The following is a 13,543-nucleotide window of genomic DNA, read 5'->3' as shown; positions in this document are numbered from 1 at the left end:
TTATTGGGCAAGATGGGTTAAAATGAGATGCCACAAAGGGAGATGGGAATGGAAACGGGCCAGATCATTATCCTCAATGGTGCGCCACGCTCGGGTAAATCCTGCATCGCTGCGGCCATTCAGGAAAGCTTCGAAGGTCCGTGGATGAACCTCGGTGTCGATACATATGTGCGGCACGCAACTCCGCTGCGCTATCAGCCCGGCATAGGTTTGCGGCCCGGCGGAGAGCGTCCGGACCTTGAACCACTCATCCCGGTTTTCTATGCGGCTTTGTACGACTGCATCGCAGCCCATAGCCGTCTTGGTCTGAATGTTGTTGCCGATATCGGCCACCACGACAGCTATTCAAAACCGCTGAATATTCTTGGCGATTGCGCTAAACGGCTGAACGGACTGCCTGTCCTCTTTGTCGGTGTCCGATGTCCGCTCGATATTATCATGCAGCGCCGCAATACGGGTCAGGCAGGGCGGGAGGGCGCTTACGCAGTGGGGTCAGCAGATGAGCCCATTCCGGCCCCTGTGCTGCGCTGGCAGGAAGCGGTGCACATTCCCGGCCTCTATGATCTGGAGGTCGATACCTCGACTTCAAGTTCTGCGGCATGCGCCGCCACGATCAAAGAAACGCTGCAGCGAAGCCTGCACCATCCGACAGCTTTTGAGCGCCTCGCGGCCAAAACCTGACCGCGTTTCGTTCTGGCGATTACTCGGCGGGGAACCGGGCTTTCAACAGATGATACAGCGCGCGGATCGCCTGTGCCTCGCCGCCAATTGGCGCATGCGCCTTTTCCACCGGGTTCCAGCCGTAGATATCAAAATGGCCCCAAACTTTGGCCTTTTCGACAAAGCGCTTGAGAAACAGGGCCGCTGTGACTGATCCGGCAAAACCATCTGATGTGACATTGTTGATATCGGCAACGCGCGATGAAAGTCTGGCTTCATAGGGCGCCCACAGAGGCATGCGCCACACTGGATCGGAAACAGCTTCCGACGATTTGGCAACCTCCGCCGCAAATGTATCGTCATTGGAATAGAATGGCGGCACATCCGGGCCGAGCGCAACGCGGGCAGCGCCGGTCAGGGTTGCCATATCGATGAGGATTTCCGGCTCTTCCTCGTCGGCCAACGCCAGCGCGTCCGCCAGAACCAGACGGCCCTCTGCATCCGTATTGCCAATTTCAACCGTAATGCCCTTGCGGCTGGTCAGAATGTCACTCGGGCGGAATGCATTGGCGGAAATCGAATTCTCAACCGCAGGAATGAGCACGCGCAGCCGTACCGGCAATTTTGCATCCATGATAATGCTGGCCAGCGCCAGTACATTGGCGGCGCCACCCATATCCTTCTTCATCAGCAGCATGCTGCTGGCCGGCTTGATATCGAGACCGCCGGTATCAAAGCAGACCCCCTTGCCGACAAGCGTTACCTTCGGCGCATCCTTCTTGCCCCATTCAAGATCGATCAGCCGCGGCTCTTCACTTCCGGCGCGGCCGACCGCATGGATCACCGGGAAATTCTTCTTGAGCAGCGCATCGCCCTTGATGACGCTGACCGATGCTTTGTGCTCATCGCCCACCTTGCGCACGGCGGCTTCCAATGCATCCGGGCCCATATCATTGGTTGGGGTGTTGATGAGATCGCGCGCCAGCGTCACCGCCTTGACCTGCCGCTTCACATCGGCCTTGTGCGCACCTTCCGGCAGCGCCAGCGACACGGCAACATCGTCCTTTTTCACATAGCGCATGAACTTGTAGCCGCCGAGCAGAAACCCCAGAGCTGCCAGATCAGGATCGCTTACAGCACCTGCCAGATGCCAGGCGCCCCCGGGCAAAGCTTGCGCCAGTTTGCCCGAGGCAAGGCGGTTGTCATCCTTGCCTGTGCCAAGCAATGCGCCGGCAATCTCACCCTTTTCGCCGGGGAGAATCAACACACGTCCCACCTGCCCGTCAAAGCCATTAACGCTTGCCCAAGCCAGCATAGCTGCGTCCAGTCCGAGTTTTTCCAGCCCGCCCTTTGGTACGAACCAGACCGGCTTGCTGTCGGGGGGATTTCTGTTTCGTGATTTCAGCGGGCATTGCGGGTTTCTCCTTAGGCAATTTTCTGCATTTACGACCGCAAATATGGCGGCATTAACGGTCCGTTAGGGTTAACAGAATATTTCTTTCGCATGGAATTGGTTAACGCACAGGCGGTTTGTGCTGCGGGATCTGACGGGGCAAATTATGACAAGCGCAGGGATTATTCAACGCAATCGCCGGTTCATTTTTGCCGCTGCGATGATTGTTCTTACTGCCTCCGTTTCGGGTTGCGCAACAACTGATAAAACAACGACTGGATCAATCTCGCCTGCCGCCACTTCGACAAGCCCAGCGCCATCGGGCGGTTATGACCAGATGAATGCCCAGCAGCTTGCACAAACTTCGGCAAGTCTTGGTGCGCGTTACCAGAGCAATCCGAAAGACAAGGTCACGGCCATGAACTTTGCTGCCGTTTTGCGCATGACAGGGCGCAATGATCAGGCGCTGGCGGTGATGCGCAGTCTTGCCATCGCCTATCCCAAGGATCGCGATGTTCTGGCTGCCTACGGCAAGGCTCTCGCTAGCAGCGGTGAATTTGAGGCGGCGCTTGATGCTGTCCGCCGTGCCCAGACACCGGAATACCCGGACTGGAAACTGCTATCGGCTGAAGGGGCTATCCTTGACCAGCTTGGCAAAACCGGCGAGGCACGGGATATTTATAAACAAGCCATGGATATCAACCCGAACGAGGCATCGCTGATTTCCAACCTCGGTATGTCCTATGTGCTTTCCGGCGAGTTGAATACGGCCGAAACCTACATGCGCAAGGCTGTCACCGCGCAAGGTGCAGACAGCCGCGTCCGGCAGAATCTGGCGCTTGTTGTCGGGTTGCAGGGCCGCTTCGCTGAGGCTGAAACCATTGCCAAACAGGAACTCTCGCCGCAACAGGCCGAGGCCAATGTCAAATATCTGCGCTCCATGCTGGCACAGCAAAATTCCTGGAACATGCTGAAAGACAAGAACAAGCCAAAGGCTTAAAGGGGCGGACCCCGATCTTTAAGAACAAAAGCCGCCCGAAAGAGGCGGCTTTTTTGTTGCAGTGGTTGTTTTTATTTCACTGTGCCGAATATTCCGCCCTGAGCGGATACCTGAATAGCAGCTGGCCCCAGAATGACGGCGAATAGCACCGGCAACAGAAACAGGATCATTGGCACGGTGAGTTTCGGCGGCAATGCCGCAGCTTTTTTCTCAGCTGCATTCAAGCGCATTTCACGGCTTTCATCTGACAGGGTGCGCAATGCCGCGCCAATCGACGTGCCATAGCGCTCGGACTGGGTCAGCGCCTGGACCACTGATTTTACCGTTTCAAGTCCGGTACGTGTCGCAAGGTTTTCGTAGGCCTGCCGCCGCTCTGGCAGAAACGACAATTCCGCGTTGGTGAGAACAAACTCTTCCGCCAGCGCGGTTGATTGCAAGCCGATTTCCTCCGAAACCTTCTTGAAAGCCGCTTCGATCGACATACCGGATTCCACGCAGATCAGCATCAAATCGAGCGAATCCGGCCACGCCAACTGGATGGATTGCTTGCGCTTGCTACCGACATTGCTGACATACAGATTGGGCGCATAAAAGCCGATATAGCCGCCGACGAGACAAATGAGGATGCGCACCATGGTGGATTGCTGCGCCAGCCCATCGAGACCAAATATCCAAAAAGCTGTCAGACTCAATGTGATGAAGGGCAGACCAAAGCGCGCGGCAAGAAACAGGTTCAAAGCATTCTGTCCGCGAAATCCGGCAGTACGCAGGGAAGCCAGCGTCTTGTCATCAGCAAGTGCCCTCTGCAGGTCCAGTTTTTCGACAAACTGCCGGACACCCTGCCTTTGTGCCATGCGCAACGTACCTTGCGACGCGGCTTTGTGACGGCTCATGCTCTCGGTGGCAATCCTGGTGCGGTCCTTGGCCCGCAATTGGTCGCGCTCGATCGCTACTGATTTCATCCGGGTTTTCAAAACGGAGGATCGCAGCTTCGGCAGAAATATGGTGACGACTGTTGCAAAAGCCGAGATTGCAACAAGCACGGCTTTCACGGTGTCCGGGTTATCTTGAACAGACTTAAGAAGGGATGAGAACACCGCGCGGCTCCGTCTAGAACTTGAAGTTGACCATTTTACGCATCACCGCGATGCCAATCGACATCCAGATCCCGGCACAGATCATGATCAGCTTTCCCGTATCGGTGGTAAAAAGGATCATGATGTAACCGGGGCTCGAGAGATATACGAGGGTTGCCACAACAAAGGGCAGCGCTCCGATGATATAGGCAGATGCCTTGGCTTCCATGGAAAGCGCCTGGACTTTCGCCTTCATCTTTTTGCGGTCTCGCAGCACACGGGAAAGGTTCCCGAGCGCTTCCGACAGATTGCCGCCCGCCTGTGCCTGAATCTGGATGACAATGCCAAAGAAACTGGCTTCGGGACAAGGCATGAACTCCGACATGCGCATGGATGCTTCGGGAATGCTCACGCCGACCTGCTGCATATCGACAATACGGCGAAACTCGGTTTTGACCGGTTCGCGCGCATCCTGCGCGATCAGGCGAATACCATCATTCAGCGGCAGACCAGAACGAATGGACCGGACAATGACGTCGATAGCATTGGGAAATTCATGCAGAAAAGCAGCAACCCGCCGGCGGCGCTTGAAATAAACAAAGGCGCGCGGCAGGCCAAGAGCACCAATCAAGAAAAAGCCTGGCGCAAGATACATTGGCGCACCAAAGAACGTTCGAACGAAGACCAGCAGCAAACCGACCAAGCCGGAATAGATATAAAACCGCTTAACAGTAAGCTTCATACCCGCCTGCTGCAGCAGCATCTTGAGGGGTGGTGATTTGATATTCTTGTCGCGCAGTTTTTGCCGCTTATCGATGTCGTTCAACGTATCCTGAACAGACTTTCGGCGTTTGACGGCTTCTGCCTGCTTGTCGCGCGCAACCAATTTGCTCGTGCTATCGGTTGCCGCAAGCTTTACGGTTTTCAGGCGGTCATCGGTCTTCTTCTGCTGTTCGATATTGTCAAAGACAAAGAAGTAAGCGAGCGCCCCAACGGAAATCGTCGCCAACAAAACAAAAGTGAGCTGGGAAAGATCAAGTCCGAACACGAGGGAACTCCCGCATCATACGCGTCATGATTGAATTTCCATCGCGTCAATGGCTTGGGCGAGGCGCTGCTCCTCGTTGTAATACCGGGCACGATCCCAGAATTTGGGACGGCTGATGCCTGTCGATACATGCCTGCCCGTCAGGCGGCCATTCGCGTCTTCACCATCGATGTCATAAACCATGAGGTCCTGCGTGATAATCACGTCGCCTTCCATGCCGACCACTTCAGTCACATGGGTTATGCGGCGAGAGCCGTCACGCAACCGGGCCGCCTGGATAATAATATCGACAGAGCCGACGATGATCTCACGTACGGTTCGCTGGGGGAGTGAAAAACCACCCATGGCGATCATCGACTCCATACGGTTGAGGCATTCGCGCGGGCTATTGGCGTGAAGTGTGCCCATGGACCCATCGTGACCCGTATTCATGGCCGACAGAAGATCAAACACTTCTGGCCCGCGCACTTCGCCGACGATAATGCGTTCCGGGCGCATACGCAGGCAATTCTTGACGAGATCACGCATCGTGATCTCACCTTCGCCTTCAAGGTTGGCCGGGCGGGTTTCGAGCCGCACGACGTGCGGCTGCTGCAGCTGAAGTTCCGCCGAGTCTTCGCAGGTAATAATCCGCTCGTCGCGATCGATGTAGTTCGTCAGGCAATTCAGCAATGTCGTCTTGCCGGAGCCGGTGCCGCCTGAAATGACAATGTTGCAACGAACACGACCAATAATCTGCAACAACTCGGCACCGGGTGGCGAGATCGCGCCAAACCGCACCAGTTGATCGAGAGTGAGCTTATCTTTCTTGAACTTGCGGATGGTGAGTACCGGTCCATCCAGCGCAAGCGGCGGCGCAATAACGTTGACACGCGAACCGTCAGGCAGACGCGCATCGCAGATGGGGCTGGATTCATCAACCCGCCTACCGACCTGACTGACGATCCGCTGGCAGATGTTGAGTAGTTGCTGATTGTCGCGGAAGCGGACACTGGATTCCTGCACCTTGCCCAGGACTTCGATGTAAGTCTTGCGCGCGCCATTGACCATAATATCGGCAATATCGTCGCGCGCCAGCAGGGGTTCCAGCGGTCCATAACCCAAAACATCGTTGCAAATATCATCAAGCAGCTCCTCCTGCTCGGCGATAGACATGGCAAAATTCTTGATGGCGATAATATCATTGACGATATCGCGAATTTCCTCACGCGCGACATCCGGATCGAGTTTCGAAAGCTGCGAAAGGTCGATTGTATCAATCAGCGCAGAGAAAACCTGCGACTTGGTATCGTAGTAGCTTTCGTTTTTCTCGCGCACCGGAGCTGCCGCTTTTGGCGCCTGTTCGATGATGGCAGAGCGTTTAACGTCTGGGATATCCTTCGAAAATCGTGCAGGTTCCAAGATCGCGGTGGCTTGCACAGGCAATGCCGTTTCGAGCGCCATAGCCCGAAACTCCTGAACCGGACGAATTTCTCCGGTATTTCCGCGTTTGCCGAACATGCCTGGTTATTCCTTCACGATCATTTCTTACGCTTCAGCTTGGACAGTACAGAGGCCAGTCCGGGCTTCTTCTTCGTCTTCAATTCAAGACGCCCGGTCAGAATGTGGGCAATTTCGTTGATGTTCTGGACGATGGCATTGCCTGAATCGGTCTCGGCAAGCATTCGGCCATTGTTGGCTGCGTTGCCAAACAAAGCGGGCTCGAATGGAATGACACCCAGCGGCGCGATGCCGAGGGGGCTGCAGAAGTCAGCGGGTGCAATCTCCGGCCGCTTGGGAATTCCCACCTGATTGAGGACAAGCCTCGGCGGTCGGTCATTCGGACGCAAATGCTTCAGCGTATCCAGCAAGTTTTTGGTGTTGCGCAGATTGGCGAGCTCGGGCGATGCCACGATGACGATCTCGTCAGCTCTGGCGAGCGTCGTGCGGGTCCAGCCATTCCAGCTGTGCGGTATATCCAGAATAACATGGGGCACGGACCTCTGCGCCACATCAATCAGATGAGCAAAGGAATCATCGCGGAAATCGAACACGCGATCCAGTGTCGATGGCGCAGCGAGCAGCGACAGGTTCTCAGCACATTGTGCAAGGAGCCGGTCAAGATAGACATCGTCTATACGCTCTGGTGAAAACACCGCTTCCGCTATCCCCTGCGGTGGATCCTGATCGAAATTGATATTCGCGGTGCCGTAGGGCAGATCCATGTCGGCAATGACAACTTCGCTCTTGAACAGCGAGGAAATCGACCAGGCAATGTTATGCGCTATCGTCGAAGAACCCACACCACCCTTTGCACCAATGAAGGCGATGGAACTACCCAGCGGTTTGGCATCGGGATCAACGAATAGGCCACCGATCACCCCGATGATATCAGCGAGATCGACCGGAGCGACCATATATTCGGAAATGCCGTTGCGCAGCAGTTCCCGGTAAAGCCAGACATCGTTGTAATGTCCTATGATGACGACTTTGGTGCTTGGGTCACAAACATCCGACAGCGCCGCAAGCTGATTGAGCATATCGCGCGGAGCGGCGGATGATTCAAGCAGGATAAGATTGGGCGTTGGCACCGTCCGGAACAACGCGACAGCACTGTCTATACCGCCTGCGTGAAGCTGCGTGTGCGTCTTCGCCATGCGGCGGTCTTCACTCGTTCGCGATATCTGCTTGGCGATTGCATCACTTTCGAAGAACGCCTGTATCGATATGCGGGGAATGGGCCGGTAAGCATGCAAGCCCGCCCCGGCAGGCCGCTCGCCGCCGTCCTCGAACTGATTTTCTGTTTCAAAGGCCAACTGGCTCATAACGTGTTCCGATGATCAAAGGAGGACGGCTCATTATCTGCTTGGTACCGGGGCTGCTTAATAATTGACTTCCGTTCGTACACCGAGCACTGGCGGCACCGCAGTGCGATAGGTATCGATGATCTTGCCCCGACGCTCGGCATCAATTGTTGTCGTTGCCCGCGGTCCGAGCAGATCCGCAGGATTGGCGATCTGAGCGGCAAGATTGTTTTGGCTGGCACAGCCAAAATTGGCGTAGTGTTTATTGTCCGCAGTATCGAGAATATCTTTCGGCCATTGACCGCATGGCCCGGTCGATGCAGTCATCGCGGAATAGGACAAACGGATTGGAGCGGACTCATCCGGGTTAGCCCGGTAACGTTCACTGGAAATGTTGAACGGTTTTACCCCGCCCTTGCGCAATGTTGTCGTGATATCGTTACGCAATCGGCTGGCAGCCTGTTCGTTGGGCGTGCCCGACGGCAACAGAATGTGAATCACGCCGGAGCCGTTGGAGCGATAATTCGCCAGCGCATTTTCGACAATGCTGCGCTGGGTGATCGACAGGCGGCTGTCCGCATGGCCAACGGGAATATCGGCAACCTGTTCCTTCTCCGAGATAGTGATTGGATGGTTGGTCCGGTAATCGTCGGGAATGCTGCCGACGCTCTCGTTTCGCGATGCGCAGCCGGCAAGAAGCGCCACAACCAACAGAGCGAGGACCGGCTTCACGCAAATAGATGCAGTAACGTCTGACATGACAGGATCCTTGCTCATTTGTAGATGTATCCAACAACGCCTTCGTAGCGTCCGGCGGGTGCGCTGGCTGCTTTCGTTCCATAGACACGGTTGACCTTGCCGAGGAACATTGAGGCCGCGTCGGTTTCCGGATTGAGATTGTCATCCGGCCGAGCCAACGCATTGCGAGCGACAGGGCGCACGAGGTAAGGCGTAATGATCACGACGAGCTCGCTTTCGTTGCGCACAAAATCACGGCTACGGAACAAGGTCCCCAAGATCGGTATTTTCGACAGACCGGGGAAACCGGACATCGTCTGACGGACATCATCACGCATAAGGCCGGCGATCATCATCGAACCGCCGGATGGCAGTTCAACCGTCGTATCGGCAAGACGTTTGCGGATGGAAATGATGTTGGTTGACGGACCAGTCGAAGCGCCCACTGCAACGGAGCCTTCCATTGTCGGCTCTGAAACCGAGGTTCTGACTTTCAGACTGATGCGGCCGGGGGAAAGCACAACCGGAACAAACTCCAGACCGATACCATATTCCACGGTGCTATGTTCACGCGTTACTTTGCCCTTGTCGTCCTCGTCCTGTCCGGTGATGATGTTGTACTCACCACCCACACGGAAAGTTGCCTTTTCGCCGGAAATTGCCGTAAGCGTTGGCTCGGCCAAGGTTTTCATAACGCCGGCCAATTCCATTGCGTTCAAATAGGCTGCGATACTCGTGCTGCCGATCTTGCCGCCAACACTTGCTCCTCCGGCGCTCAACGGCGCACCCAGGCCGCTGATATTCTGTGTCATACCGGAAAAACTGATGCCACTACCGGTGCCAGATGCCACCAGATTGACCCCCAGCTGTTTCATAACGGTGCGGCTGACTTCGGCAACGGTTACTTTCAACGTAACCTGATCTTCACCGGCAATCTGAATGAGATTGACGATCTTACTTTTCTGGCGCGCTTCATCCTGATCGCCGATAATGACGCTGGTGCTGCCATTGCCACCGCCTACGCCGTTCTGCTGATATTGTCCCGTTGTGGCTTCACCGCCGGTAACCAGCAATGTCGCCAGATCGCTGGCGCGTTTGGCATCGAGCGGGGTTTGCACGGTTCCGGTGAGGATGACGTTATCATTCAGAAGTTCGACCTTGATGTCGGAATCTGGAATATACTTCTTGAGACTGCCCTCAAGACCGGCCACGTCGCGCTCGATCACCAGATCGAAACTGGCGAGCTGCTCGCCATTCGGCCCGAAGACAAACACATTGGTCTGCCCGACCTGCTTGCCGAAAAGATAAATACGGCGCGCCGTACGCGTAACGGCGTCGGCGACAGTCGGGTTGGCCACGAGGATGTCATAGGCATCGGCCGGAAGATCAACAACCAGCGATTTGTTCAAGGCGAGATTGATGCGCTTCGAAATCCCCTGCCCCTGGTTCAACTTGACAACATTGCTTTCAGCCACAGCAACCGTACCTGTTGTCAGCAAAGCAAAGCTGCAGCCAGCCGCGACGATTGCAGCTGTCCAGATGCGGGATAATTGACGATTGCGCCTGCCCGGCATGATTGACCCGAACCCCATTATTTACGCCCCAATATTTCGGTGACCGTTCCGGACTTGATCAGTTTGACGTTTCCGGCCCGTCCGGGAGAATTGACCAGATATTCAGCACCTGGCCCCGTTGGCTCCTGTGCATCCTGCAGGGAGCGCAATACAAGTGTCATGCGGCTGGCCATCTGCTGGGCGACTGACAGTATTTCCGCCTGTTGCGGCGTCAGTTCGAGTGTTGCCGTGGAACCAACCTTGGTCTTTTGCCCGGTTTCGTCTTCTTGAATGGTCTGGTCGATGGCAAGGACGCGCACATTGCTCAAGATGGTTTCTGTCGCGTACTGCTTCTGATCACCGTCGACCTGACGGATCATGATGACGTCAACATAATCGTTGGGGAGTATGAAGCCGCCCGCTGATGTGTCTGCAGCAATCTGCGTTGCAACAGCGCGCATTCCGGCGGGCAATTGCGCCGACATAAAACTCTGGCCCTTGCCGATCAATTTTGCTTCGCGGATGGGCTCCCCGGGAAAGAGTTGCAGACGAACAGTGGAGCCGCGCAGTTCTTCTTCCGCATTCGGGCGTTCGGATCGCTTGATATATCCGTCGGCCAAAGCAGAAACCGGCCAAGCCTGCCAACGCATCTGGCTGGTCATCTCGGCACCAACGCCAAGGCCTTCAGTTGCAACCAGAACATTCTGAAGTTCAATCTGCGGCGGGGCGATCTTTTCAACGACGACAGGCGCGTCCGGCTTCATGTTCGTGGCAATATAGCCAGCAGCACCCGCAGCCGCGACCGCCACGATGAGAATAACAACGCGTGCCTTTTGCATCGATCACCCCGATAGACTTTTGTCTATGATTACCCAGGGTTGCACCTTGGCGCGGCAATCGTGTAATTATGGTTAACACTTTACTTAAAAGGACAAAAAACGACGCTGGGCGCCGATTCATTTGAACTATTGTTGCCGCACAAGGCACTCGCGAGTGATTATTTGGAAAGCCGGCGATTAAAGGCCGTCAAATATGCGCCAGACGGTCCACGACCCAGATAGCCAGGGGTGATGACGGAAACATGATGAGACCCGCTGCGCCAAGCGCAATTCCATAGGGCACACCTTCATTTTTCTGGGCCAGCCGATGCATGAAATCAAGTCTTCCGGCATAGGCCATGGCCATATGTGAATTGCGGTAACGGAGGATGGCGAGGGTCAGTGCGCCCCCAAGCAGTGACAATGTCAGGATATAGACGAGAAGATCGACGTTCCAGCCAATCCAGACCGCCGTTGCGGTCATGAGTTTGGCATCCCCGCCCCCCATGGTTCCTGTCGCAAAGAGTATGAATGTGACCGCCAGCACTGCTGCGCCCCCGGCAAAATGCAAACCGTAGACATCCCAAGGCATCCCAGTCAGCGGTGCAAGCACGGCAAAAGAGATGAGCAGGATGAAAGAGACGCGATTCTGGATCGTCATCGATAACAGGTCTGATATGGCTGCAAATGCCATGGCAAACGGAAAGACGATCAATATGGCAGCTTCAATCATTACCCTGTTCCATTGAATGACTCATCCAGCCCGTCATGCGGCCAACGCATTTACTTCGTTGCGTTCGTAACCTTGGTCGCAACACCGTTAAACGCACCACCCACGGCATTCCCGAGCGTTCCTGCGCCCGCCACGATACCAATGGAGATAATTCCGGCGATCAACGCATACTCAATCGCTGTCGCGCCTGACCGGTTCTTGGGAAATCCGGCGAAGACATTGCGATCGGTTTCCGCAAGGTGCTTTGTATCGAACATCATGATCTCCCTGCGTGTGTTCTTGTCTTTCGTTCCGGCATTGACGGACAACCGCCTTTAGCCTGACTGAAGACAAGCCTATCCGCAGCGCATTGCATTCCTCTTAAAAAAGACCGTTACGAAAGGATGAAATCAAAGACTAAAATTGCCCGCAGGTGCCCTGTCATATATTCCCGGGCAGTTTGGCGCTTTGAAGAAATTTATACTTAACGATCCGTTCACAGACTTAAGTCTTCTTTCACAAATAGCAGTCATGGTTGGCCCATCGTTTTCCAAAGGGCGCCACCATGTTTCACACCCAGAATCGCACCAATCATCTCTACGGGATACTGTTCGTGCTTGGGTTGGCAGCAACCGCCATCGGAATGAAGCAGGCCCATGCCGATACTGGCATTCACGTGGTTATGAACCAAGCCACTGTTCTGAAACTGGCGCGGCCCGCTGACACGGTGGTTGTGGGCGATCCGGAGATTGCAGATGCCGTTGTCAAGGATGCACGGACTGTCGTGCTGACCGGCAAGGGCTTCGGCATGACCAATATCGTCATCATGGATGCCGACGGCAGCGCCATTGTCGACGATCAGGTTCTGGTCAGCCGCAGCGTTGCTAATACGGTGCGTGTCTACCGGCGTGCTATGGTCCAGACGCTTTCCTGTTCGCCATTCTGCGAGATATCGCAGAAAACCGATGCCGAGAAAAAATCCGACACGCAAATTGGCGGCAATTGATCCGGTTCAGCTTAAACACGGTTGAAAAAGAATGAATCTGTTTGTCGCAATTTGTCCATGGCTTCACACGGGATTCTAACATCTGAATGATAGTGCTCTGTCCGGACCTTCAGAAAAGTGCGGAAAGAGACAATTCATGTCCGGGGACACACATACAAACAGTCTAGGCGAAAATGCTGCCATGCCAGCGTCCGTCCGCCCCCGTGCCGGCAGAACATCCATCTTCGGGCGATTTTGCAAAAACAACCGTGGCTCCGTAGCCATAGAATTTGCCCTGATTGCCCTGCCCTTCTTTCTTTTGATTTTTGCCATTATTGAAGTGAGCTTGAGCTTCACTGCGCAGCAAGCCATGTCAAATGCCGTGGATGATCTCGCGCGGCAGCTGCGGACCGGGCAGAAAAAAGTCGTTGACGTAGATAACGCGGTCAAACTGAAGAAATTGCTTTGCGGGCAATTGTTCATGGCGGCGGCTCCTTGCCCCGATCTTGAAGTCGATCTGCAGACCTATGCGACCTTCAAGGCAGTCCCCAAAACTTTTCCCGTCAATGCTAACAATGACGTTGATGTTGCCCAGTTGCAGGTCAAGCCAGGCGCCGCAGGCACCATCAACCAGATGCGTATCTTTTACCGCTGGCCTATTCTGACTGATCCCATGAAATCCCGAATTGCAACGATCAAAGATCAAGGCAAGACATTGCTGTTCTCCACAGTAACCTGGCGCAATGAGCCATATCTGTGATGCCGGCCTGTCCAAAA

At 55.0% G+C, this 13,543-nt stretch carries 14 protein-coding genes and 1 pseudogene; 4 read left to right on the top strand and 11 right to left on the bottom strand.

The genetic code is table 11. The features are described 5' to 3' along the window. Positions 1-42 precede the first annotated feature (42 nt). Positions 43-681, top strand: coding sequence for a chloramphenicol phosphotransferase CPT family protein (locus tag HB779_RS07625; RefSeq protein WP_371823894.1), 639 nt, complete (start codon positions 43-45; stop codon positions 679-681). Positions 682-700: 19 nt separating this feature from the next. Here the strand turns inward: HB779_RS07625 and HB779_RS07620 are convergent. Next, positions 701-2,072: pseudogene (locus HB779_RS07620) on the bottom strand (M17 family metallopeptidase). A 147-nt stretch (positions 2,073-2,219) separates the two neighbouring features. Here HB779_RS07620 and HB779_RS07615 point away from each other — a divergent pair. Then, positions 2,220-3,053, top strand: a complete 834-nt coding sequence (locus HB779_RS07615) for a tetratricopeptide repeat protein (RefSeq protein ID WP_188345137.1) — start codon at positions 2,220-2,222, stop codon at positions 3,051-3,053. A gap of 71 nt (positions 3,054-3,124) precedes the next feature. Here the strand turns inward: HB779_RS07615 and HB779_RS07610 are convergent, their stop codons facing one another. The 9 genes from HB779_RS07610 to HB779_RS07570 form a co-directional block, all read right to left on the bottom strand. Beyond that, a complete protein-coding gene (locus tag HB779_RS07610) occupies positions 3,125-4,150 on the bottom strand; it encodes a type II secretion system F family protein (RefSeq protein ID WP_188345136.1) in 1,026 nt (341 codons plus the stop codon). A gap of 13 nt (positions 4,151-4,163) precedes the next feature. Then, the gene (locus HB779_RS07605) at positions 4,164-5,177 is read right to left on the bottom strand and encodes a type II secretion system F family protein (RefSeq protein ID WP_188345135.1); all 1,014 of its coding nucleotides are present in this window, start codon (positions 5,175-5,177) and stop codon (positions 4,164-4,166) included. Positions 5,178-5,201: 24 nt separating this feature from the next. Continuing rightward, the gene (locus tag HB779_RS07600; RefSeq protein ID WP_188345134.1) at positions 5,202-6,677 is read right to left on the bottom strand and encodes a CpaF family protein; all 1,476 of its coding nucleotides are present in this window, start codon (positions 6,675-6,677) and stop codon (positions 5,202-5,204) included. Between the two features lie 20 nt (positions 6,678-6,697). Beyond that, positions 6,698-7,981, bottom strand: a complete 1,284-nt coding sequence (locus HB779_RS07595; RefSeq protein WP_188345133.1) for a CpaE family protein — start codon at positions 7,979-7,981, stop codon at positions 6,698-6,700. 57 nt (positions 7,982-8,038) lie between these two features. Beyond that, positions 8,039-8,737, bottom strand: coding sequence for a CpaD family pilus assembly lipoprotein (locus HB779_RS07590; protein WP_244642480.1), 699 nt, complete (start codon positions 8,735-8,737; stop codon positions 8,039-8,041). Beyond that, positions 8,734-10,272: a type II and III secretion system protein family protein gene (locus HB779_RS07585; protein WP_188345823.1), complete on the bottom strand. Its 1,539-nt coding sequence runs from the start codon at positions 10,270-10,272 to the stop codon at positions 8,734-8,736. Before HB779_RS07585 ends, HB779_RS07590 begins: the two co-directional genes overlap by 4 nt. A gap of 17 nt (positions 10,273-10,289) precedes the next feature. Further along, a complete protein-coding gene (gene cpaB, locus HB779_RS07580) occupies positions 10,290-11,090 on the bottom strand; it encodes a Flp pilus assembly protein CpaB (protein ID WP_188345132.1) in 801 nt (266 codons plus the stop codon). A 187-nt stretch (positions 11,091-11,277) separates the two neighbouring features. Further along, positions 11,278-11,802 carry a prepilin peptidase gene (locus HB779_RS07575; protein ID WP_188345131.1) on the bottom strand — a complete coding sequence of 175 codons (525 nt, stop codon included), beginning with the start codon at positions 11,800-11,802 and terminating at the stop codon, positions 11,278-11,280. Positions 11,803-11,852: 50 nt separating this feature from the next. Further along, complete coding sequence (locus HB779_RS07570; protein WP_188345130.1) at positions 11,853-12,059, bottom strand: Flp family type IVb pilin; 207 nt, start codon at positions 12,057-12,059, stop codon at positions 11,853-11,855. A 287-nt stretch (positions 12,060-12,346) separates the two neighbouring features. Between HB779_RS07570 and HB779_RS07565 the strand changes: the two genes are divergently transcribed. Further along, positions 12,347-12,787, top strand: coding sequence for a pilus assembly protein N-terminal domain-containing protein (locus tag HB779_RS07565; RefSeq protein ID WP_188345129.1), 441 nt, complete (start codon positions 12,347-12,349; stop codon positions 12,785-12,787). A gap of 163 nt (positions 12,788-12,950) precedes the next feature. Here the strand turns inward: HB779_RS07565 and HB779_RS25380 are convergent, their stop codons facing one another. Continuing rightward, positions 12,951-13,133, bottom strand: coding sequence for a hypothetical protein (locus HB779_RS25380; RefSeq protein ID WP_244642478.1), 183 nt, complete (start codon positions 13,131-13,133; stop codon positions 12,951-12,953). Between HB779_RS25380 and HB779_RS25375 the strand changes: the two genes are divergently transcribed. Then, a complete protein-coding gene (locus HB779_RS25375) occupies positions 13,086-13,526 on the top strand; it encodes a TadE/TadG family type IV pilus assembly protein (RefSeq protein ID WP_371823917.1) in 441 nt (146 codons plus the stop codon). The two genes, HB779_RS25380 and HB779_RS25375, sit on opposite strands and share 48 nt — an antisense overlap. Positions 13,527-13,543: the final 17 nt, after the last annotated feature.

The organism is Phyllobacterium sp. 628 (assembly GCF_014189505.1).
GTDB lineage: Bacteria > Pseudomonadota > Alphaproteobacteria > Rhizobiales > Rhizobiaceae > Phyllobacterium.
This window is presented reverse-complemented; position numbering and strand designations above follow the sequence as displayed.

What these genes read in the sequence shown, in the direction of transcription:
- HB779_RS07625 (WP_371823894.1), top strand. Translation starts at nt 43, where the DNA reads ATGGGAATGGAAACGGGCCAGATCATTATCCTCAATGGTGCGCCACGC.
- HB779_RS07615 (WP_188345137.1), top strand. Translation starts at nt 2,220, where the DNA reads ATGACAAGCGCAGGGATTATTCAACGCAATCGCCGGTTCATTTTTGCC.
- HB779_RS07600 (WP_188345134.1), bottom strand. Translation starts at nt 6,677, where the DNA reads ATGTTCGGCAAACGCGGAAATACCGGAGAAATTCGTCCGGTTCAGGAG.
- HB779_RS07595 (WP_188345133.1), bottom strand. Translation starts at nt 7,981, where the DNA reads ATGAGCCAGTTGGCCTTTGAAACAGAAAATCAGTTCGAGGACGGCGGC.
- HB779_RS07590 (WP_244642480.1), bottom strand. Translation starts at nt 8,737, where the DNA reads ATGAGCAAGGATCCTGTCATGTCAGACGTTACTGCATCTATTTGCGTG.
- HB779_RS07585 (WP_188345823.1), bottom strand. Translation starts at nt 10,272, where the DNA reads ATGCCGGGCAGGCGCAATCGTCAATTATCCCGCATCTGGACAGCTGCA.
- cpaB (WP_188345132.1), bottom strand. Translation starts at nt 11,090, where the DNA reads ATGCAAAAGGCACGCGTTGTTATTCTCATCGTGGCGGTCGCGGCTGCG.
- HB779_RS07575 (WP_188345131.1), bottom strand. Translation starts at nt 11,802, where the DNA reads ATGATTGAAGCTGCCATATTGATCGTCTTTCCGTTTGCCATGGCATTT.
- HB779_RS07570 (WP_188345130.1), bottom strand. Translation starts at nt 12,059, where the DNA reads ATGTTCGATACAAAGCACCTTGCGGAAACCGATCGCAATGTCTTCGCC.
- HB779_RS07565 (WP_188345129.1), top strand. Translation starts at nt 12,347, where the DNA reads ATGTTTCACACCCAGAATCGCACCAATCATCTCTACGGGATACTGTTC.